General features: G+C 68.2%; 19 protein-coding genes. 7 read left to right on the plus strand and 12 right to left on the minus strand.

Translation table 11 applies throughout. From position 1 onward, the window contains the following. Positions 1-10: 10 nt before the first annotated feature. Positions 11-1,372: a D-alanyl-D-alanine carboxypeptidase/D-alanyl-D-alanine endopeptidase gene (dacB, locus tag E0H45_RS07580; protein WP_131335521.1), complete on the minus strand. Its 1,362-nt coding sequence runs from the start codon at positions 1,370-1,372 to the stop codon at positions 11-13. Between the two features lie 50 nt (positions 1,373-1,422). On the opposite strand from dacB, the gene E0H45_RS07585 reads away from it, so the two are divergent. Then, positions 1,423-1,911, plus strand: coding sequence for an inorganic diphosphatase (locus E0H45_RS07585; RefSeq protein ID WP_130384966.1), 489 nt, complete (start codon positions 1,423-1,425; stop codon positions 1,909-1,911). A gap of 21 nt (positions 1,912-1,932) precedes the next feature. On the opposite strand, the gene E0H45_RS07590 is transcribed toward E0H45_RS07585, so the two are convergent. Next, the gene (locus tag E0H45_RS07590) at positions 1,933-2,364 is read right to left on the minus strand and encodes a MarR family winged helix-turn-helix transcriptional regulator (RefSeq protein ID WP_131335522.1); all 432 of its coding nucleotides are present in this window, start codon (positions 2,362-2,364) and stop codon (positions 1,933-1,935) included. Positions 2,365-2,452: 88 nt separating this feature from the next. Here E0H45_RS07590 and E0H45_RS07595 point away from each other — a divergent pair, with 88 nt between their 5' ends. Genes E0H45_RS07595 through E0H45_RS07605 form a run of 3 tightly spaced genes read left to right on the plus strand, consistent with a single transcriptional unit; the run spans position 2,453 to position 5,074 of the window. Beyond that, complete coding sequence (locus E0H45_RS07595) at positions 2,453-3,415, plus strand: quinone oxidoreductase family protein (RefSeq protein ID WP_131335523.1); 963 nt, start codon at positions 2,453-2,455, stop codon at positions 3,413-3,415. Positions 3,416-3,428: 13 nt separating this feature from the next. Then, the gene (locus E0H45_RS07600; protein WP_131335524.1) at positions 3,429-4,319 is read left to right on the plus strand and encodes a LysR family transcriptional regulator; all 891 of its coding nucleotides are present in this window, start codon (positions 3,429-3,431) and stop codon (positions 4,317-4,319) included. Positions 4,320-4,366: 47 nt separating this feature from the next. Then, the gene (locus tag E0H45_RS07605; protein ID WP_202872222.1) at positions 4,367-5,074 is read left to right on the plus strand and encodes an SDR family oxidoreductase; all 708 of its coding nucleotides are present in this window, start codon (positions 4,367-4,369) and stop codon (positions 5,072-5,074) included. 45 nt (positions 5,075-5,119) lie between these two features. Here E0H45_RS07605 and E0H45_RS07610 read toward each other — a convergent pair whose 3' ends face one another. From E0H45_RS07610 to E0H45_RS07630, 5 genes are all read right to left on the minus strand, one after another. Then, complete coding sequence (locus E0H45_RS07610) at positions 5,120-6,544, minus strand: C40 family peptidase (protein WP_131335525.1); 1,425 nt, start codon at positions 6,542-6,544, stop codon at positions 5,120-5,122. 248 nt (positions 6,545-6,792) lie between these two features. After that, positions 6,793-7,605 carry an endonuclease/exonuclease/phosphatase family protein gene (locus E0H45_RS07615; RefSeq protein ID WP_131335526.1) on the minus strand — a complete coding sequence of 271 codons (813 nt, stop codon included), beginning with the start codon at positions 7,603-7,605 and terminating at the stop codon, positions 6,793-6,795. Between the two features lie 63 nt (positions 7,606-7,668). After that, on the minus strand, positions 7,669-8,739 hold the full coding sequence (locus tag E0H45_RS07620) for a WD40/YVTN/BNR-like repeat-containing protein (protein WP_131335527.1): 1,071 nt from the start codon (positions 8,737-8,739) through the stop codon (positions 7,669-7,671). 21 nt (positions 8,740-8,760) lie between these two features. Then, entirely contained in the window at positions 8,761-10,047 is a 1,287-nt protein-coding gene (locus E0H45_RS07625; protein WP_131335528.1) for a ThuA domain-containing protein, read from the minus strand. Between the two features lie 174 nt (positions 10,048-10,221). After that, entirely contained in the window at positions 10,222-11,067 is an 846-nt protein-coding gene (locus tag E0H45_RS07630; protein WP_131335529.1) for a helix-turn-helix transcriptional regulator, read from the minus strand. A 99-nt stretch (positions 11,068-11,166) separates the two neighbouring features. Here E0H45_RS07630 and E0H45_RS07635 point away from each other — a divergent pair, with 99 nt between their 5' ends. Next, positions 11,167-11,907 (plus strand): SDR family oxidoreductase, encoded by a 741-nt coding sequence (locus tag E0H45_RS07635; protein WP_131335530.1) that lies wholly within the window; start codon positions 11,167-11,169, stop codon positions 11,905-11,907. On the opposite strand, the gene E0H45_RS07640 is transcribed toward E0H45_RS07635, so the two are convergent. From E0H45_RS07640 to E0H45_RS07650, 3 genes are read right to left on the minus strand one after another with little or no spacing between them, the layout of a single operon-like run. Beyond that, positions 11,896-12,195 carry a thiamine-binding protein gene (locus tag E0H45_RS07640; protein ID WP_131335531.1) on the minus strand — a complete coding sequence of 100 codons (300 nt, stop codon included), beginning with the start codon at positions 12,193-12,195 and terminating at the stop codon, positions 11,896-11,898. The genes E0H45_RS07635 and E0H45_RS07640 overlap by 12 nt on opposite strands. Beyond that, on the minus strand, positions 12,192-13,769 hold the full coding sequence (locus tag E0H45_RS07645; protein ID WP_131335532.1) for an MDR family MFS transporter: 1,578 nt from the start codon (positions 13,767-13,769) through the stop codon (positions 12,192-12,194). Before E0H45_RS07645 ends, E0H45_RS07640 begins: the two co-directional genes overlap by 4 nt. Next, positions 13,766-14,392 (minus strand): TetR family transcriptional regulator, encoded by a 627-nt coding sequence (locus E0H45_RS07650; protein WP_238154844.1) that lies wholly within the window; start codon positions 14,390-14,392, stop codon positions 13,766-13,768. The genes E0H45_RS07645 and E0H45_RS07650 overlap by 4 nt, the downstream gene beginning before the upstream one ends. Positions 14,393-14,519: 127 nt before the next feature. On the opposite strand from E0H45_RS07650, the gene E0H45_RS07655 reads away from it, so the two are divergent. After that, positions 14,520-16,133, plus strand: coding sequence for a GMC oxidoreductase (locus tag E0H45_RS07655; protein WP_238154845.1), 1,614 nt, complete (start codon positions 14,520-14,522; stop codon positions 16,131-16,133). Here the strand turns inward: E0H45_RS07655 and E0H45_RS07660 are convergent. Further along, positions 16,114-16,584 (minus strand): methyltransferase family protein, encoded by a 471-nt coding sequence (locus E0H45_RS07660; RefSeq protein ID WP_131335534.1) that lies wholly within the window; start codon positions 16,582-16,584, stop codon positions 16,114-16,116. The two genes, E0H45_RS07655 and E0H45_RS07660, sit on opposite strands and share 20 nt — an antisense overlap. A 63-nt stretch (positions 16,585-16,647) precedes the next feature. Here E0H45_RS07660 and E0H45_RS43605 point away from each other — a divergent pair, with 63 nt between their 5' ends. After that, positions 16,648-17,190: a hypothetical protein gene (locus E0H45_RS43605; protein WP_131335535.1), complete on the plus strand. Its 543-nt coding sequence runs from the start codon at positions 16,648-16,650 to the stop codon at positions 17,188-17,190. Between the two features lie 67 nt (positions 17,191-17,257). On the opposite strand, the gene E0H45_RS07670 is transcribed toward E0H45_RS43605, so the two are convergent. Continuing rightward, positions 17,258-18,208 carry a hypothetical protein gene (locus tag E0H45_RS07670; RefSeq protein WP_131335536.1) on the minus strand — a complete coding sequence of 317 codons (951 nt, stop codon included), beginning with the start codon at positions 18,206-18,208 and terminating at the stop codon, positions 17,258-17,260. Positions 18,209-18,259: the final 51 nt, after the last annotated feature.

Consider the following 18,259-nt stretch of genomic DNA (forward strand, 5'->3'; position numbering starts at 1 on the left):
GTCCCAACAATCAGCAGCCGCAGTTGGCGAGCGCCGCGGTGGCGCGGTCCAAAGCAGCGCGGGCGTCGAGCGTCTTCGGGACGGGCACGCTGTCGCTGGCAATGGCAAACACCAGCAGCGTGCCAGAGCGGTCACGGGCGTACCCGGCCAGGCTGTGGACCCCCGTCAGCGTTCCGGTCTTCGCACGGACCAGTCCGGTCCCGGTGCCGGTACCAGCCGAGGTGAAGCGCTCCCTGAGGCTCCCGTTGAAGCCCGCCACCGGCAGACCGGACAGCAGGTGCCGCAGCTCCGGGTGGTCCTTCGACACAGCCACACGAACCGCACCGGCGAGCAGGTCGAGCGGGACCTTGTTGGCGCGAGTCAGACCGCTGCCGTCGTAGATGGTCGCTTTGGACACGTCCAGGCCCAGCTTGGTCAGCGTGGCGCGGAGGCCCTTGACGCCACCGGCGTACGACCCGCCGTTGCCGGTAGCGATGCCCACGTGGCGCAGCAGCGTCTCCGCGCCGTCGTTGTCGCTGTGCAGATTGATGTACTCGACGATCTGGCCGAGCGTCGGCGACTTGACCTGTGTCAGCGGCGTGGCGCCGGCAGGTGCCGCAGCGGCCTTGGCAGCGGTCACCTTGATGCCGTACCGCGTCAGCTGCGTCTGGAACGACGTGGCGGCAGCCAGCGCCGGAGAGGTCGCGCGCTTGGCCATGCCCGGAGACAGACGACCCTCGTTGACCCACAGCGCCGAGGTGGGCGCGGCGATGCCCTCCGGCACGTAGTTCGCTTCCCAGCGCGTGTTGACGGCAGGGCCGCTGAACAGCGAAGCGTCGTACCCGAGGGTCACGGAGGTGACGCCCTGCGCCTTGAGTGCCTTCGCCGTACTCGCGGCCAGGGCCTGGAGCGTGGCGCGGGCAGGGAAGCCGTCGCTCGCGGACGCTTTCACGGTCAGCAGCGGGTCGCCGCCACCGACCAGGACGATCGACCCCTTGCCGGTGCTCACGACCTTGGTGGCGAACGTGTGGTCCGGGCCGAGCGTCGCGAGCGCGGAGACCGTGGTGAGCAGCTTCAACGTGGAGGCAGGCGTGTACGGCGTGGCGGCGCCGACCGAGAACACCGGCTTGCCGCGCGAGGCGTCGTACACGTAGATGCCGTGGTGCGGGCCGAGCGACGGGTCCTTGAGGATCGCCGCGAGCGCCGTGCCGACGCCTGCCGCGGTCGGGGCGACGCCCTCGGTGGTCGCCGGCGCGAGGACGGCCGGAGCCTGCTGGGTGGTCCGGTCAGCTGTCTGCACTGAACCGGGTACGGCGCGTGCGCTGCTCACCAGGCCGGCACAGAGCGCCGTGGCGAGGAGCGTGACGAATGCCGCACGGGCAGGTCGAGCCACCGGGCTGCTCCTGTCATTCGGTCGGTCGGAACCGTGACAGTATCTGCCGTATGGAGTTCGACGTCTTCATCGAGATCCCCAAGGGCACTCGCAACAAGTACGAGCTGGACCACAAGACGAACCGTCTACGGCTGGACCGGACGCTGTTCACGGCGACCCAGTATCCGTCCGACTACGGGTTCATCGAGGACACCCTGGGCCAGGACGGCGACCCGCTGGACGCGCTCGTGCTGCTGCCGGAGCCGACGTTCCCCGGCTGCCTGATCCGCGCCCGCGCGATCGGCATGTTCCGGATGACCGACGAGAAGGGGCCGGACGACAAGGTCCTGTGCGTCCCGGCCGGCGACCCGCGGCAGGAGCACCTGCGCGACATCCACCACGTGCCGGAGTTCGACCGCCTCGAGATCCAGCACTTCTTCGAGGTCTACAAGGACCTCGAGCCCGGCAAGTCGGTCGAGGGCGCCACCTGGGTCGGCCGCGCCGACGCCGAGACCGAGATCACGGCTTCGTTCGCACGCCTGAAGACCGAAGGGCACTAGTCGCCTGATCCGGCGACGGCACTAATCGCCTGATACGCGGCGGAGCAGCGCGAGCAGCGTCTTGCGCTCCGCCGCGGTCAGCGGCTCCAGCAGCTCCGCCTCCGCGGCGCGGATCAGCTCGTCCATCGCGTCGAGCTGCCGCTCACCCGCCGGGGTGATCGCGACGATCTTCCGTCGCCGGTCGGCGGGATCGACCCGCCGCGCCAGGAACTTCAGCTCCTCGAGCTCGTCCAGCAGCGTGACCAGATCGCTGCGGTCGAACCCGATCCGGTCCGCGACCGTCGCCTGCGCGGCCTCGCCGTCGTCCGAGAGGCTCGCGAGCACGTGATAGTGCTGCGTCCGGACGCCGCCGTCGGTCATGTGCTGCCGGACCAACCGCTGGGCGTGCTGACTCGACCGCCCCAGCGCGAACAGCACGTGGTCGGACAGCCGGTGGTTCGGCGACTTCTTCACCGCACCAACTCTATTGGCAACGCCGACTCACAGAGTTATCGTGGGAATCTCCCATTATTTATGTACCCCACGATATGGAGCACCCACCATGCGCGCAGTGCGCTTCCACCGCCACGGCGGTCCCGACGTACTCCAGCTCGACGAGGTCGCCGTCCCCGAGCCGGCCGCCGGCCAGGTCCTGATCCAGGCCGAGGCGATCGGCGCGAACGCGATCGACACCGTTCTCCGGCGCGGCGGCTCTCCCTGGGACCGCGAGCTGCCCGGCACCCTGACCGGCGACATCGTCGGCCGGATCGTCGAACTCGGTCCCGACACCCCGCCCGGCATCGCCGTCGGCCAGCGCGTCTCCGCCCTCACCGTGGACGCCTTCGCCGAGTACGCCGTGGCGGACGCGGGCTTCCTCGCATCGATCCCGGACAACGCGGATGCGGGCGAGGCCACGATGATGTCGCTGGCCGCCCCGCTCGCCCTCCGCCTGCTCGAGTCCGGCCGGATCCCGGCCGGCGGCACGATCCTGATCCAGTCCGCAGCCGGCACCATCGGCCACCTCGCCGTCCAACTGGCCCGCTCCTACGACCCGAAGACGATCATCGGTACGGCGTCCTCCGCGCACCGGCTCGACTTCATCCGCGAGCTCGGCGCCGAGCCCGTCGACCTCACCGCCGCCGACTGGCCGGACCAGGTCCGCGCGATCGCCCCGGACGGTGTCGACACGGTCCTCGACGCGGTCGGCGGCACCGTCTTCACGCAGGGCCTCGACCTGGTCAAGCCACTCGGCACGATGGTTTCGTTCGGCGCCATCACGACCGAGGTGCCGACGATCCCGGCGCTCGGCCTGCAGCTGCGAAACGTCACCGGTGTCTCCTTCTACGGCTGGCAGCAGGCGCGACCCGACGAGGCCCGCGCCGACATCGCCGAGGTCACCCGCCGCTGGCAGTCCGGCGAACTCCGCCCGATCGTCCACGCCACGCACCCGCTCGCGGACGTCGCCCGCATCCACGAAACCCTCGACGCCCGCACCAACCTCGGCCGCCTCGTCGCGACTGTCTGAATAGAATCGCCGGGTGGAGCTTCGGCAGCTGCGGTACTTCGTGGGCGTCGCCGAGGAACTGCATTTCGGCAAGGCCGCCGAGCGCCTGTACATCTCCACCCCGACACTCAGCCAGCAGATCAAGCAGCTCGAACGCGAGATCGGCACCGCCCTGCTGATCCGGCACAGCCGCGGCGTCGACCTCACCCCGGCCGGACAGGTCCTCCTCGCCCGCGCCCGGGAAACTCTCCAGGCGGCCGGCCTGGCGCTGAAGGACACGCGCCGGGCGGCCGGCCTGGACGAGCCGGTTCTCCGCCTCGGCCTGCTGAACGGGATCCCCGGCCACCTCCCGGCCGCCCTCGAACAGCTCGCCACCGAACGCTTCCCGAACAGCACGGTCACTCTCGAAGCAGGAACCACCACCGACCAGCTCCGGATGCTCGACGCCGGCGAGATCGACCTCGGCCTGGTCCGCACACCGCTGACGTTGCCTTCGGCAATCACCTCCGAAGAGCTCGCCGACGAGGAGCTCGGCGTCCTGTTGATCGCGACTCACCCGCTCGCGGCAGCACCGGAGCTCACGCTCGACGACCTGACCGGCCTCGAGCTGATCTGGATCCCCCGCGCCGCCGCGCCCGAGTTCTACGACGACGCGATCCGCCGGCTCGGCACCGGCGTACGGCTGAGTGACATCAGCATGAGTCACTCACAACTCCGGTCGGCACTCCTCGTACGGCGCTCCGCATTCAGCCTCGGCTCCCGCCGCGCCGCCACCCCGGACATCGTCTGGCGACCACTCGCGGGCCGTCCGCTGATCGCGCGGTACGCCGCCGTGTGGCGCACCGACTCACACAACCCGGTGCTCCAGGCGATGATCGTTAGTCCCGGCCTAACGGTCATTAGGCAACAAGTCGTGGCGGACTGACGCTCCCGGTGGTTGGCTCGAAACGTCAACCACCGAAGGAGAAACTGTTGCAGGAACACGTCGTCATCGTCGGCGGCAGCTCGGGAATGGGCCGCGCCCTCGCCGCCGAACTCGTTGCCCAAGGCAGCGAGGTCACCGTCGCCGGCCGGACCCCGGCCAAGCTCGACGCGGTACGCCGGGAGCTCGGCGTACGCACTGTTGCGATGGACCTCGGAAGCGAGCAGGACATCGAACGCCTCTTCGTGACCACGGGCAAGGTCAGCCACATCGTCACCACGGCCGCCGATGTCGGCGGCGCCTACCAGCCGATCGCCAAGTACGACGTGGCAGCGGCGCGCTCCGCGGTCGACTCCAAGCTGCTCGGCCCGTTGCTGCTCGCCAAGCACGGCGCTCCGATGCTCGAACCCGTCGGCTCGATCGTGTTCACCTCGGGTATCGCGGCGTACCGGCCGGGACCGCGATCCTCGTTGCTCGCGGCACTCAACGGCGCACTCGCCTCGCTGGCCGCGGCGCTCGCGGTCGAGCTGGCACCACTGCGGGTCAACGTGGTCTCACCCGGCTGGGTCGACACCCCGATCTGGCAGGACGTCGCCGGCGACGCGGCAGCCGAGACCCTCGCCGCGATGGCGGCCCGCCTCCCGGTCGGCCGGATCGGCCGCACCCAGGACATCGCCGCGGCGATCATCGCCTTGCTCCGCAACGGTTTCATCACCGGCACCGTTCTGCACGCCGACGGCGGACACCGGCTGGCCTAGAAGAGAAATGTCCCCGGCAACGAACCGTTGCCGGGGACACCGGAATCAGGGACGACCGAAGAAGTCCGGGGGTTCCCAGTAGTAGACGCTGTCGATCTGCACCGGCTTGCCGGTCCGCGGCGCGTGGATCATCCGGCCGTTGCCGAGGTACATCGCGACGTGGTGGATGGTGCCCGGGTCGCTCGGGTTCAGCGACCAGAAGATCAGGTCGCCGGGCCGCAGCTCGTCCTCGTCGATGTGCTGGATCTGCTCGTACTGCGCGACGCTGTAGTGCGGCAGCTGCACACCGGCCTTCTCCCAGGCGCCCTGGGTCAGCCCGCTGCAGTCCCACCGGCTCGGGCCGGTGGCGCCCCACAGGTACATGTCGCCGAGCTGCCGCATTGCGAACTCGATCGCCGCCGACGCGCCCTTCCGCGAGCTGTGGCTGCCGCTGTCGTTGTCGTCGTTGTCACGGCTCGGCGTGGACGGCTTGTGCCGCTTCGGTGGATTCTTCTTGCCGTTGTTCTGCTCGCGCTCTTCCTTCTCCTCGCGAGCCTTCTCGGCGGCCTCCCGGGCCCGCTCGGCCGCCTCCGCGCGTCGCTCCGCGGCCTCTCGGGCGGCGATTCGGCGCTTGAGTTCGGCTGCCTTCTTCGCGGCGAGCGCGGCGGCGCGCTGTCGCGCAAGCTCCTCGAGCCCCCGCTGCCGCTGAGCGGCCACCTGCACCGAGATGTTCTGCAAGGTGGCGAGCTGCGCGATCGACTGCTTGCGCTGGACGCCGATCGCGGTCACGGCTGCCGACTGCGCAGCCTCCGCGGCCTCGGCCGCCTTCTTCGCCTTGGCCGCCTCGTCGGCCGCCTTCTTCACCTTCACGACCGCCTGGTCGGCCTGCACCTTGAACAGGTTCGTCATCACCTGGGTCGCGGTGAACCGCAGGTACGAACCCTGCATCGCCGCCGACACCGAGTGCGCCGCACCGGCCGAGTCGAGCAGTTGCTGCGGACCCTCCGCGGTGAACAGCGGCGCGATCTTCGCCACTTCGCCACCACCTTGGTACGACGCGGCAGCGAAGCGGCCGATCTGCTGCCGCTGAGCGGTGAGCGTCTTCTGCGCCTCGGCGGCCCGAGCCGCGGCGGCTGCCGCCTCGGCCTTGGCCTGCTGCAGGCGGTAGACGGCGCCGTTGTACGCCTCGTCGGCGACGCCGGACTGGATGCCGAGCTGCTCGAGCCGCGCGCCGGCGGCGGCGAGCTCACGCTCGATCGCGGCGACCTGGCCGGCCTTCGAGGCGGCGGCCTGCTTGGCGCGCTCGACCGCGGCCTTGGACGGAATCACCGGCGGCTTCGGCTTCGCGGCCTCAGCCGGAAGGGTTGGCATGGCCATGGTGCCGGCCAAGCAGATCGCGAGCACCCCGGAGAGCAGGGCCTTGCCCGCTCGGCCGGTCTTCCCAGCACTCGTGATCCGCCTGCCGGACGTGGCCCTGGGGGGCGTCCGCATCGGGATCGTTCCTTCCGCCGGTCACGAACCCCTTCCCCAGGGTTCGTGAACTTTTGGTCCTCCTGGACCACATACGTGACACTAGTTGCCTACAGCCCCATTGGGAACAGCTTTCACACAAGTATCTTTGTTTCACCCGTGTGTCGACTTGACAAACTACAAGCTTGTAATTCCGCGAAGCCGCAGGTCGGCGCACGAAAACGCCCCTCCGGCCGGAGCCGGAGGGGCGTTGCTGCGAACTCGGGGATTCAGCTGAGGACGAACGAGGCGACCACCGGCAGGTGGTCCGAGGCCGGCGTCACGGGTACGGCGGCCTTCGTCGGGCGCAGACCCGCGCTGTGCAGCTGGAAATCGATGCGTTTGGTCGGGTTGTCCGCCTCGATCGTGTAGCCCGGACCGACACCGACCTCGACCCAGGTGTCGTCGTACACCGCGGTCAGCGTCTTGATCTCCGGCTTCTCCGGCGTCGCGTTCAGGTCGCCGACGAGCAGTGTCGGCGTCCGCGATCCGCTCAGCAGCTCGACCACTTTCTGCGCCTGCTCCAGCCGCTCGGCGTTGTTGTTGCTGGTCAGATGCGTGTTCGCGAACCGCAGTTTGGCACCGCGGACTGTGAGGTTTGCCACCGCCAGGCCGCGCTGTTCACCGGTCGGGTAGAGCGGCAGCAGCGTGTTCTCGAAGTCCTGGATCGGGTACTTCGAGAGGATCGCGGTCCCGTACTGGCGACGCGGCTCCCCCGGGTTCACGGGCGGGAGGTCGAGGTTGGCGGCGTACGCGTAGTGCATCTTCAGCCGCTGGGCGAACCAGGCCGGCTGATCCACCCAGTTGCTCCGCACGTCCCAGTGCCGGTCGACCTCCTGCAGACCGATCACGTCGGCCCCGGACTGCTCGATCAGCACGGCGATCCGCTCGAGATCGAGCACGCCGTCGATCCCCGCGCCGTGGTGGATGTTGTACGACATGACGGTCAGCGGCCGACCCGGACGACCCGCGTCGGGCTGAGCCGCGGCAACGGTAGGAATCACCATCAGGAACCCCACGAGGATGGTCAGCAATTTACGCATGCACACATCTTTCCGGAAAACCGGCGACACCCGCACAACGAGCGAGTGTCGCCGGTCTGAACGTCAGTGCACGAGACGACCGACTGCGCCCTTCGCGCCGGAGGCCCAGCAGCCTGCTTGGATGCCGTGGCCGGCGCATTCGACGCTGTCGAAGCTGCCGTCGTAGAACTGCTTCCAGCTGCGTCCGCCGTCGAAGCTGACGTCGCTCCCGGACGGACCGACCGCGACAACGGTCGTGGGTGACCACGGGACGAAGTGCGACCCGCTCCGGTAGCCCTTCGGTGCCTTGTCGGCCGGCACGAGCTTCCACGTGCGACCACCGTCGTACGTGACCGATGCGGCGTTCACGGCCTCGGTCGGCTTGAGGAAGTCGCCACCGACGGCGACGCCGAACAACGAGTTCCGGAATGCCAGGCTGAAGATTCCGGCCGCTTCACCACTCGCCATCGGAGAGTCCGAGACCGTCCAGCGCCGGCCGCCGTCGACGGTCCGGAACACCCGCGGCCGGTCGCCCCCGCCGGTCGCGAACCACGCCGTCCGACCGTGGCCGGCGACCAGGCAGGTGCCGCTCGCCGCGAACGCGAACTCACCGGTCAGAGCGGCCGGCATTCCGTCGGTCGGCTGCACTTTCCAGGACTTTCCGCCGTCGGAGGTCGCCGCGATCCGGAACTTTCCGTCCACCGGGTCGCTCAGCGCCAGGCCGTGCTTGTCGTCGTTGAAGGCGATGCAGTCGTAGAACGCGTTCGCGTCCGTGTTCCGGAACGTTTCCGACCAGGTCTTTCCGCCGTCGGCAGTCCGGTAGACCCGGGAGTCCTCGCCGTTCCCGATCGTCAGCGCGACCGCACGCCGCGCGTCGAACGCCTCGACATCGCGGAACTGCAGCGCCTCCGCACCGGGCGGACTGACGTTCTGCCAGTGCTTCCCGCCGTCGACCGTCCGCAGCACGGTCCCTCCGGTCCCGCCCACCCAGGCGACGTCCTTGCTGACCGCCGCGAGCCCACGGAACTGCGCCGTACTCCCGGTCGGCGTCAGCTCCCACCGGTACGACGATCCGCCGTGAGCCTGGGCGGGCACGACCTGACCCATCAACAACAGACCTCCTGCCGCCAAAGCGGCCACACGCAGGATTCTCATGCGCCGCAATCTAACCGCAGGTCAGGCTGTAGTCAGCAGGAATGACTGTGCCGGGCCTCCGTTGCAGGTGAGTTGGACGAGTTGGGTGCTGTCGGCGACTGAGCCGTTCGGGACGGTCAGGCACTTGGTGCTGAGGCGGCTGACGAAGTGGAAATAGCCGCCGCCTTCGGAAACGGCCTGCCACTGCTGGTTGTTTCCGTTGCTGTAGGTCCACAGTTGGAGGCCGACGTTGTCCGCGGCGGACACACCGGTCACGTCGATCACCTTGGTGGCGTCGTTGCGGTTGTTGGCCCGGGTGAAACCGCCGGACGTCGGCTGGAACTGGAACTGCTGCGCCTGCGTGCCGTTGCAGCTGTACTGCTGGATCACGGTCCCGTTGGCGGTCCCGGCTGCGCGGGCGTCGACGCATTTGCCGTTGGCCTTGTTCGCGACCGAGTACCACGACGTCGGCGACGGCTGGTCGACCGGCGGCGTCGTACCGGCGCCGCCCAGCCACTTCAGCGCGTCCATCATGAACTGGTTCTGCGCCGGGCTGTCGAAGGTCGAGGAGAGCCGCGTGTTGGTCTCGTAGTTCATCGCGTTGTGGCCGAAGTTCGCGTAGATCATCTTGTAGTTCTTGTTGGTCCAGATGATTGGGTAGTAGCCGCCGTACCAGGTCTGATTCGGGTCCGTGCCGACCGGGAAGCTGGAGTCGTCGATCGACGCCAGGATCTGGATGTCGGGGTTGTTCCGCAGGTCGTTCTGCCAGCTGTACCACTCGCTGACCGACGACCGGAACGTCGCACCGGTGTTCACCAGGGCCGGGTGCGAACGGTTCTCGGTCCGCAACGTCACCGCGGTCGGGCCCCAGGTGTTGGACTGGAACCTCCCGGTGCCGAGCAGCGTGTTGTTGAACCACGGCCAGCCACCACTCGCGTCGTTGTACGCCGCGACGTGGAAGCCGAAGAACGCGCCGCCGTTGTCCAGGTAGTTCTTGAACCCGTTGCGCTGTGCGTCGGTGTGCGGCGAGTCGTCGAGGAACATCACCACTTGGTACTGCGACGCCGTCAGGTTGTTGAGCTGGTCCCAGTTGTTCGTGGCCGTGTAGGTGAACCCGTTCTGCGCGCCGAACTCCGGAAAGCGCTGGTTCGCCTCTTTCTCGAAGTCGATATGGGCGGCATCCCAGGTTCCGCTGTAGAACGCGAGGACCTTGAAGGTGGCTTGGACCTGAGCCGCCGCGGTGCCGGTCAGGCCGCTGACCAGGAGCACGAGGGCGAGCAGGATGGTGAACAACCGGAAGGAGGGCAGGCGAAATCGATCGGAAAGCATGGGGGCGGACCTTTCCGTAAGAACGCTCTATAAATTTCAGAACTTAAATTAACTCATGATCTAAAGCCGGTAAAGACTCCACCGGTCCCGGAACCAAACCCGATATCTTGCCGCCGTCGTGATGTTCTTCCCGACCGCCTCGTTCGCCTTCTACCTCAGCCGTCGTACGACGGGTCAGCGCACCGGATCGAGTGTCTGACTTCCCAGCACCGCCAGCAGCTTCAGCTTCTCCGCGCTCTCGCTGCCCGGCTCTGCGGTGAAGACGATCAGTGTCTGCTGCTGGTCGCGGTTGTCGATCAGCTCGCAGTACAGGTCGAGTTCGCCCACCACCGGGTGACGGAACCGCTTGGTCCGGCTGTGCGCGATGCCGACCTCGTGCGCCGCCCAGATCTCGGCGAACTCCGGACTCAGCTTCTGCAGCGCTCGCACGATGGTCGCGGCGTGCGACTTCGGCCCGTCGGCCGTAACGACCGAGCGGAGCGACGAGACCAGCGTCCGGCTGTGAGTGGACACCTCGGGCTCGCGGTAGAGCGCCCGCGATTCCGGGTGCGCGAACCAGCGGTAGACCTCGCTGCGCTCGAGCCCCTCGAAGTTGGTCAGCTCCCCGGCGAACGCGACGTGTGCCGGTGTCTGCGCGAGCACCTCGCCGTACCGGTTGATCAGCATCGCTGGCGTGTCCAGCAGCCGGTCGAGGATCCGCAGCATGCCGGGGTCGACGTGGTCGGCCCGCGTGGTGCGCGGCGGCGTACCGTGCCCGGACAGCACGAAGAGGTGATCACGCTCCTCCAGCGTCAGCCGCAGCGCGCGAGCGATCGCGCCCAGCATCTCCGCCGACGGCTGCGGGCCCCGGCCGCCCTCGAGCCTGCTGTAGTAGTCGGCCGACATCGACGCGAGTGCCGCGACCTCCTCACGGCGCAGTCCCGGCGTACGGCGTCGGCGGCCGCGGGGCATGCCGACGTCTTCGGGCTGCAGGGCCTCGCGGCGTTTGCGCAGGAAGTCGGACAGGTCGGCATACTCCATGACTCCAGTGTCCACGGGTCCCGCCGGTTAACCACTGCTTGCCGAGCAGTGGTTAAGCGCAGCCTGGTTGCCCGGGGCATCCGGCTCCACGCTGGAGGCATGAGAACAACAGGCAACACGATCTTCATGACCGGCGGCACGTCGGGTATCGGCCTCGAGCTCGCCCGGCGGTTCCGCGACCTCGGCAACACCGTGATCATCAGCGGCCGGCGCAAGGACCTGCTCGACCGGATCGCCGCAGAGGACGGTATCGAGGGTGTCCCGCTCGACGTCGCCGACCCGGCCTCGATCGCGGCCGCCTTCGAGCAGGTGACCAGTACCCACGACGTCAACGTGCTGGTCACGATGGCCGGCATCATGCAGGTCGAGGACCTCCGCGACCCCGGTCACCTCGCCATCGCGGAGCGGACGATCGAGATCAACCTGCTCGGCACGATCCGGGCGGTCGCCACGTTCACGCCGTACCTGCTGAAGCAGCGCGATCCGGCGATCCTCACGGTCTCCTCCGGCCTCGCCTCGGTGCCGCTGACGATCACGCCGACGTACAGCGCGACGAAGGCCGCGATCCACAGCTACACGCAGAGCCTGCGGATCCAGCTGGCGGACACCGGGATCCAGGTGATCGAGGTGGTCCCGCCCGCCGTCCAGACCACGCTGATGAACCAGGAGAACGACGAGCACGCGATGCCGCTGGACGAGTACCTCGACGAGACGATGAACATCCTCCAGCAGCAGCCGGACGCCGACGAGATCCTCGTCGACCGAGTTCGCTTCCTCCGCGACGCCGAACGCGAGAACCGCTACGACGCGGTGGTCGCAGCCCTCAACTCAGTCGCCTAACGCCTGCTCGATCCGCTCCACCTTGGCGGTGAGCTGGCCGGTGTAGCCCGGCCGGATGTCGGCCTTGAGGACCAGACTGACCCGAGGCGACACGGCCGCGACAGCATCCACGGCCTGCTTCACCACCGCCATCACCTCGTCCCACTCGCCCTCGATGTTCGTGAACATCGCGTTGGTCTCGTTGGGAAGACCGGAGGCGCGGACGACGCGGACGGCCTCGGCCACCGCCTCGCTCACGCCCCCGGTCTCGTCACCGGCCGACGGGCTGATGCTGAATGCGACGATCATGCATCCAGTTTGTCAGGCTCCTCTTCGGCGCGGCGCTCGGCGCCGGAAGTGGTGAGGAGGGCCTTCTCCTTGATGAAGAGGACGGCGACCAGGGCGAGGACCGCGAACGGGACCGACATCATGAACAGGTCCGCGGTCGCCGCGCCGTACGCGTTCTCCACGATCGCCCGGATCTCCGGGGGCAGCTCCGCGATGTTCGGCACCGCGTTGCCGCCGCCGGACGACGCGCCACCCGGGTTCAGCGTCTCGGCGACCTTGTTCGCCAGGATCGCGCCGAGCACGCTGACGCCGATCGTGCCGCCCATGCTCCGGAAGAAGCTGACCGCGGAGGTCGCCGCCCCCAGCTCCCGGGCCGGTACGTCGTTCTGCGCGGCGAGGACCAGGTTCTGCATCACCAGGCCGATGCCGACGCCGAGCACGATCATGAAGCTCCACAGCAGGTACTTCGAGGTGTGCGCGTCGATCGTGCCGAACAGCGCCAGCCCGATCGGCAGCAGGATGCTGCCGACGACCAGGTAGATCTTCCATTTGCCGTACTTCGTGATCAGCCCACCGGCGATCGTGGACGCGACCATCATTCCCAGGATCATCGGCAGGCTCATCAGCCCGGCCTTGGTCGGCGTGTAGCCCTGCGCGATCTGGAAGTACTGCGCCAGGAACACCGAGCCACCGAACATCGCGACACCGACCAGCGCACTGGCGACGATGGACAGCGTCACCGTGCGGTTGCGGAACAGGTCCATCGGGATGATCGGCTCGGGGTGCCGACGCTCGACCAGCACCGCGGCCAGCAGCACGACCAGGGCGGCCCCGACCAGCGCGAAGCTCCAGCCGGAGGCCCACTCGAACTTGTTGCCGGCGAACGACGACCAGACCAGCAACGTGCTGACGCCGCCCATGATCAGGACCGCACCCCACCAGTCGATCTTCACGTCCCGCCGGACGGTCGGCAGCTTCAACGTGCGCTGCAGCAGGATCATCGCCGCGACCACGAACGGGACACCGATCAGGAAGCAGGCCCGCCAGCCCAGCGGCGAGTCGACCAGGAAGCCACCGAGCAACGGGCCGCCGACGGTCGCCGACGCGAAGATCGCGCCGAAGACCCCGGAGTACCGGCCGAGCTCGCGTGGCGGGATGATCGCCGCCATCACGATCTGCACCAGCGCGGTCAGACCGCCGCCGCCGAGGCCCTGGAGCACCCGGCTGCCCAGCAGCACCTCGATGTTCGGCGCGAAACCGGCGACCAGCGAGCCGACCACGAAGAAGCTCAGCGACAGCTGGATCAGCAGCTTGTTGTTGTAGAGGTCGGCGAGCTTGCCCCACAGCGGCACCGTGGCCGTCATCGTCAGCAGCTCGAGCGTGACGACCCAGGTGTACGACGACTGGCTCGCCCCCAGGTCGTGAATGATCCGCGGCAGCGCGGTCGACACCACCGTGCCGGCCAGGATCGCCACGAACAGGCCCATCATCAGGCCGGACATGGCCTGGATGGTCTGCCGGGGCGTCAGTGCGGCTGTTTCGGTGGTGCTGACCTCACCCACGGGTTCCGGAGTGGGTGACGAGGTCGTCGTCATGAGGTGCCTTTCTTCTGGTAGTCCGGCCCGAAGGCGGAGTCGATGCCTTGGGCAAGTAAATGGAAAGCTTCGTCGAGCAGGTCGCGGATCGGCCGTTCGGGAGCGGACTTGTGCAGCTCCATCACCACCCGGCAGGCAGCCCCGGCCGTGCTGACGATCAGCGCCGGCCGGACCGATCCGGCCGGTTCGCCCATCCGCTCGGCGAGACCGGCGGTCAGCTGCCGCTCGTCGTCGAGACTCGACAGCATCAGCTGGTACAGCAGGCTCGGCGAGCTCATGATCAGCTCACCACGGCGCGACAGTTGACCGTCGCTCTCCAGGTCCCGCAGTACGTCGTTGACGATGAACCACATCGTGGTCAGCGGCGACTCCTCGGGCGGCGCGGTCCGCATCCGCTCCAGGGCGCGCTCGAGGTGCTCGGGGTTGCGCGCGAGGATCGCGTGTTCCTTGTGCGGGAAGTAGTTGAAGAAGGTCCGCACCGAGACGTCGGCCGCCTCGGCGATCTCCTCGACCGTGACGTGGTCGGGCCCCTTCTCCAACGCCAGCCGCAACGCCGCGTCGGCCAGCGCCGCCCGTGTCTGCAGTTTCTTGCGCTCCCGCAACCCACCCTCGACGTGCCTCACGCAGACCAGGCTACGGACAAACTTGCAGTCACTGCAAACAATTAAATACTGCAACTTTGCAGTCGTGCAGGTTGACGACATGCCGCGTCGGCTGCATGGTCGTGATCGCTCGACTACGGTGCGTCAGGTGACTTACGAGACCGCCCCGTCCGCAATGACTCGCCGCCGGTTCGCCGGCCTGACCGCCCTCACCGCCGCAGCCGCGACCGGCCTCACCCGGATCGGCCCGGCACACGCAACGCCGTACACACCCGCCCTGATCGTCGGCACCGGGTACGGCGCGGCCGTCACCGCGCTCCGGCTCGGAGAGGCCGGGATCCGCACCACGATGATCGAGATGGGTCAGCAGTGGAACACCCCCGGCCCGGACGGGAAGGTGTTCTGCTCGACCCTGGACCCGGATCGCCGGTCGATGTGGTTCCACCGCCGTACCGAGGCGCCGCTCGACACGTTCCTGTGGCTCGACGTCGTGAACCGCGACCTCGGCACGCCGTACGCCGGGGTGCTGGACCGGATCGACTACCCGAACATGGGCGTGTACGTCGGCCGCGGGGTCGGCGGCGGATCGCTGGTGAACGGCGGGATGGCGCCGACGCCGCAGCGCGCGTACTTCGAGAAGGTGCTGCCGCAGGTCGACGCGGACGCGATGTACCGGCGGTACTTCCCGCTCGCGCGCCGGATGCTCGGCGTGAACACGATCGACCCGCGATACCTCGAGAAGACGCCGGCGTACCAGTACGCACGGGTGTCGCGGAAACACGCGCATCAGGCCGGTTTCCGGACTGCCGTCGTACCGAACGTGTACTCCTTCGACTACCTGGAGAAGGAGGAACGCCGGACGGTACCGCGGTCGGCGCTGGCCGGTGAGGTGATCTACGGAAACAACCACGGAAAACAGTCGCTCGACAAGACGTACCTCGCCGACGCGGTCGGAACCGGGAACGTGACGATCCGGACCCTGACCCGGGTGACGACGATCCGCCGGCAGGGCAACGGCTATCTCGTCGGGCTCGAGCAGATCGACACGGCCGGCAAGGTCCTGAAGCGCAGCGAGCTCGCCTGCCGGTACCTGTTCCTCGGCGCCGGCAGTGTCGGCACCACGGAACTGTTGCTGAGAGCAAGGGAAACCGGAACGCTGCCGGATCTGCCCGCCGCGATCGGAAACGGTTGGGGCGGAAACGGAAACGTGATGACCGCCAGGGCCAACCACTTGTGGGACCCGACCGGTCCGTTGCAGTCCACGATCCCGACGCTCGCGATCGACAACTGGAACGACCCAGTGCACCCGGCCTTCGCCGAGATCGCTCCGCTGCCGGTCGGCCTGGAGACGTGGGCGAGCCTCTACCTGGCGATCACCGTTAACCCTGAGCGCGGCCATTTCACCTACAACCACAGCACTGACCGCGCGGACCTGCATTGGTCCGCCGACCAGAGCACACCGTCCGTCCGGTCGGCTCAAGCGCTCTTCGACCGCATCAACAAGGCAGTCGGTACGACGTACCGTCGCGACCTGTTCTCCGGAAACCGCCCGTTTGCCGCGGATTTCTGCTACCACCCGCTGGGCGGATGCCTTCTGGGCAAGGCCACCGACACGTACGGCCGGGTTGTTGGTCACTCCAACCTCTACGTCACTGACGGCTCGCTCATCCCCGGCTCGCTCGGCGTCAACCCGTTCGTCACCATCACCGCACTGGCCGAGCGCAACGTCGCCCGGCTCCTCGCTACCGACCTGAAGCCCTGAACCGCGGAATCCACGCCGGCACGGTCCGGCAGTACTCCTCATACTGCCGGCCGTACCGCTCCCGCAGCACCGGCTCCTCGTACCAGCGCACGAACGACGCCATCACGGCCCACGCGAGCACGCCGTACCCGAGCACCCGCCAGTCGAGGAAAACGAGTGCCTGCCCGAAGATCGCCGCGACCACGCCGACGTACATCGGATTCCGCACGAACCGGTAGTCACCCCCGACCACGAGCTCCTCGGTCGGCGCGATCGGCGCCGGCGTACCCCGGCCTTCGCGGACGAACCGAACGAAGGCACGCAGTACGACGAACGCGCCGGCCGCCACGATCACGAAGCCCGGCCAGAACCGTGGCGCGGCCCAGCCGCTGACCCACCACGGGAGCACGCCGGCGACCACGCAGGGTGCGGCGAAGAAGAACGCTGCGCTTCCGAGGATGGCTTTGACCATGGCGATTCCTGTAGAATGTATAGGCAGCCTCCGGCACGGTTCTCGTGTTCGGAGGCTTTTTGTATGACGACTCTTCTCTACAAAGCCGCTGGTGACATCCGCGGTGACGACATCCTGCCGCTCAGCCAGCTCCGTGTGCACTACCCCGACCTCTACGAGCTCCATTTCAAGAAGTACGCGGACCGCCCGCACGGGGTGAATGCTCCGGTGTATCCGCTGGACTGCACCTGGGCCGACGTGGTGTTCCTGTCCCCGGTCCACCCGGCCCCGATCTTCGAGGCCATGCACGAGTCCGGCCGGATCGGCCCGGTCGTGGTCGACTACTGGACCCTCGACGCCGACCTCCTCGACCCGGCGAACACGTGCATCCTGCTCAAACGCCACGACCCCGAGCTCCGCCCGCAACCCGTCGAGGACTTCATCCCCTACACCCCCGAAGCAGCCGCCGCCCTGTCCACGCCCTCCGAGCAAGCCCTGCACCGACTCCGCAACCTCAACGCCATCGAACCCCTCTACCCCTGGGCCGACATCCCGCACATCCTGCACCGCGGCCCGATCCCCGTCACCGCCTTCCGCACCGCCGCCGGCGACCCGGTCACCGCCTGACGGCCCAAACGTGACGAAGCCCAGGACACGGTGGTGTCCTGGGCTCCGTCCAAGCAACTGACGGCTACTACTCGCCGACCAGCTGGTCGTAGTGGGTGGTGACCGACACGTGGCTCACACCGCCGAAGACCTCGGGGATCTTGCCGTACGACGTGATCGCGGTCGCAGCCCCGTTCGCCTTGCTCATCGCGTACTGGTAGCCGGACTGGGTGTCGTGGTCGACCGCCACGATCAGCGAACCGCCACGGGTACCGCAGCCCTGGACGACCAGCGACTCGTAGGCCGACCAGCCCGAGGAGCGGATCAGCTTCATCACCGGCTTGGCCCCGGCCGCGACCGGGATGTGCGCGGTCCACAGCGCACCGGCGTTGGTGGTCATCAGCAGCGTGTCGTACGTCGCGTTCTCGCTGATCACCGTCATCGCCTTGAAGCCACGGAAGCCCGCGATCGGGCCGAGCCCCCGGAAGCCGGTGCCGACCATCTGGTACCGGTACAGGCTGCCGTTGGTGTTCAGGCCGTACAGGTACGCGTGCCGCGGGGACCCGACGCTGTAGTTCGACGTCGCGATCGACTTGAAGGTCGTCCAGCCCGGCCCGACCTTCTTGAAGGTCGGCGCCCAGGTGCCGCTCTCCCGCAGGTACGTCGTGTGCCGGTACAGGTTCCCGCCCTGCAACAGCAGACCGTAGTAGTAGATCTGAGTGCCGGCGGCGTTCACGGCGCCGTACCAGGTCGAGTCCGCGCGGGTGCCGACGAACTTGAACGGCGTGTCCGAGGCGGACTGGATGGGCCGCCCGGGCATGCTCAGGATCTCCTGCGCGGTGCCCGCGGCGGCCGGCGCCATCACGTCGCTGACGCACGGCCCGTCGGTGGCAGCCTTGATCGTGTTCGGGTTGATCGACCTGGCAAAGAAGTTCGGCTTCGGGTCGGCCTGCCCGGTGGCGACGGCCGGGGCGGAACTGGCCGCCGCGGCGATCAGCCCGGCTCCGGCCAGTGCAAGCGCAAAGCGCTGCAGTTTCATACGGGTTCCCCTCTGGAAGCGTCTCGAAGAGTTCGAGCGCGCGCTGAACAG

Source organism: Kribbella soli, assembly GCF_004331345.1.
Lineage (GTDB): Bacteria > Actinomycetota > Actinomycetes > Propionibacteriales > Kribbellaceae > Kribbella > Kribbella soli.

Excerpts from the sequence above, each read along its gene's own strand:
- E0H45_RS07625 (WP_131335528.1), bottom strand. The coding sequence starts at position 10,047 with ATGCTTTCCGATCGATTTCGCCTGCCCTCCTTCCGGTTGTTCACCATC.
- E0H45_RS07640 (WP_131335531.1), bottom strand. The coding sequence starts at position 12,195 with ATGATCGTCGCATTCAGCATCAGCCCGTCGGCCGGTGACGAGACCGGG.
- E0H45_RS43605 (WP_131335535.1), top strand. The coding sequence starts at position 16,648 with ATGACGACTCTTCTCTACAAAGCCGCTGGTGACATCCGCGGTGACGAC.
- E0H45_RS07635 (WP_131335530.1), top strand. The coding sequence starts at position 11,167 with ATGAGAACAACAGGCAACACGATCTTCATGACCGGCGGCACGTCGGGT.
- E0H45_RS07585 (WP_130384966.1), top strand. The coding sequence starts at position 1,423 with ATGGAGTTCGACGTCTTCATCGAGATCCCCAAGGGCACTCGCAACAAG.
- E0H45_RS07645 (WP_131335532.1), bottom strand. The coding sequence starts at position 13,769 with ATGACGACGACCTCGTCACCCACTCCGGAACCCGTGGGTGAGGTCAGC.
- E0H45_RS07670 (WP_131335536.1), bottom strand. The coding sequence starts at position 18,208 with ATGAAACTGCAGCGCTTTGCGCTTGCACTGGCCGGAGCCGGGCTGATC.
- E0H45_RS07630 (WP_131335529.1), bottom strand. The coding sequence starts at position 11,067 with ATGGAGTATGCCGACCTGTCCGACTTCCTGCGCAAACGCCGCGAGGCC.
- E0H45_RS07610 (WP_131335525.1), bottom strand. The coding sequence starts at position 6,544 with ATGCGGACGCCCCCCAGGGCCACGTCCGGCAGGCGGATCACGAGTGCT.
- E0H45_RS07615 (WP_131335526.1), bottom strand. The coding sequence starts at position 7,605 with ATGCGTAAATTGCTGACCATCCTCGTGGGGTTCCTGATGGTGATTCCT.
- E0H45_RS07595 (WP_131335523.1), top strand. The coding sequence starts at position 2,453 with ATGCGCGCAGTGCGCTTCCACCGCCACGGCGGTCCCGACGTACTCCAG.
- E0H45_RS07620 (WP_131335527.1), bottom strand. The coding sequence starts at position 8,739 with ATGAGAATCCTGCGTGTGGCCGCTTTGGCGGCAGGAGGTCTGTTGTTG.
- E0H45_RS07660 (WP_131335534.1), bottom strand. The coding sequence starts at position 16,584 with ATGGTCAAAGCCATCCTCGGAAGCGCAGCGTTCTTCTTCGCCGCACCC.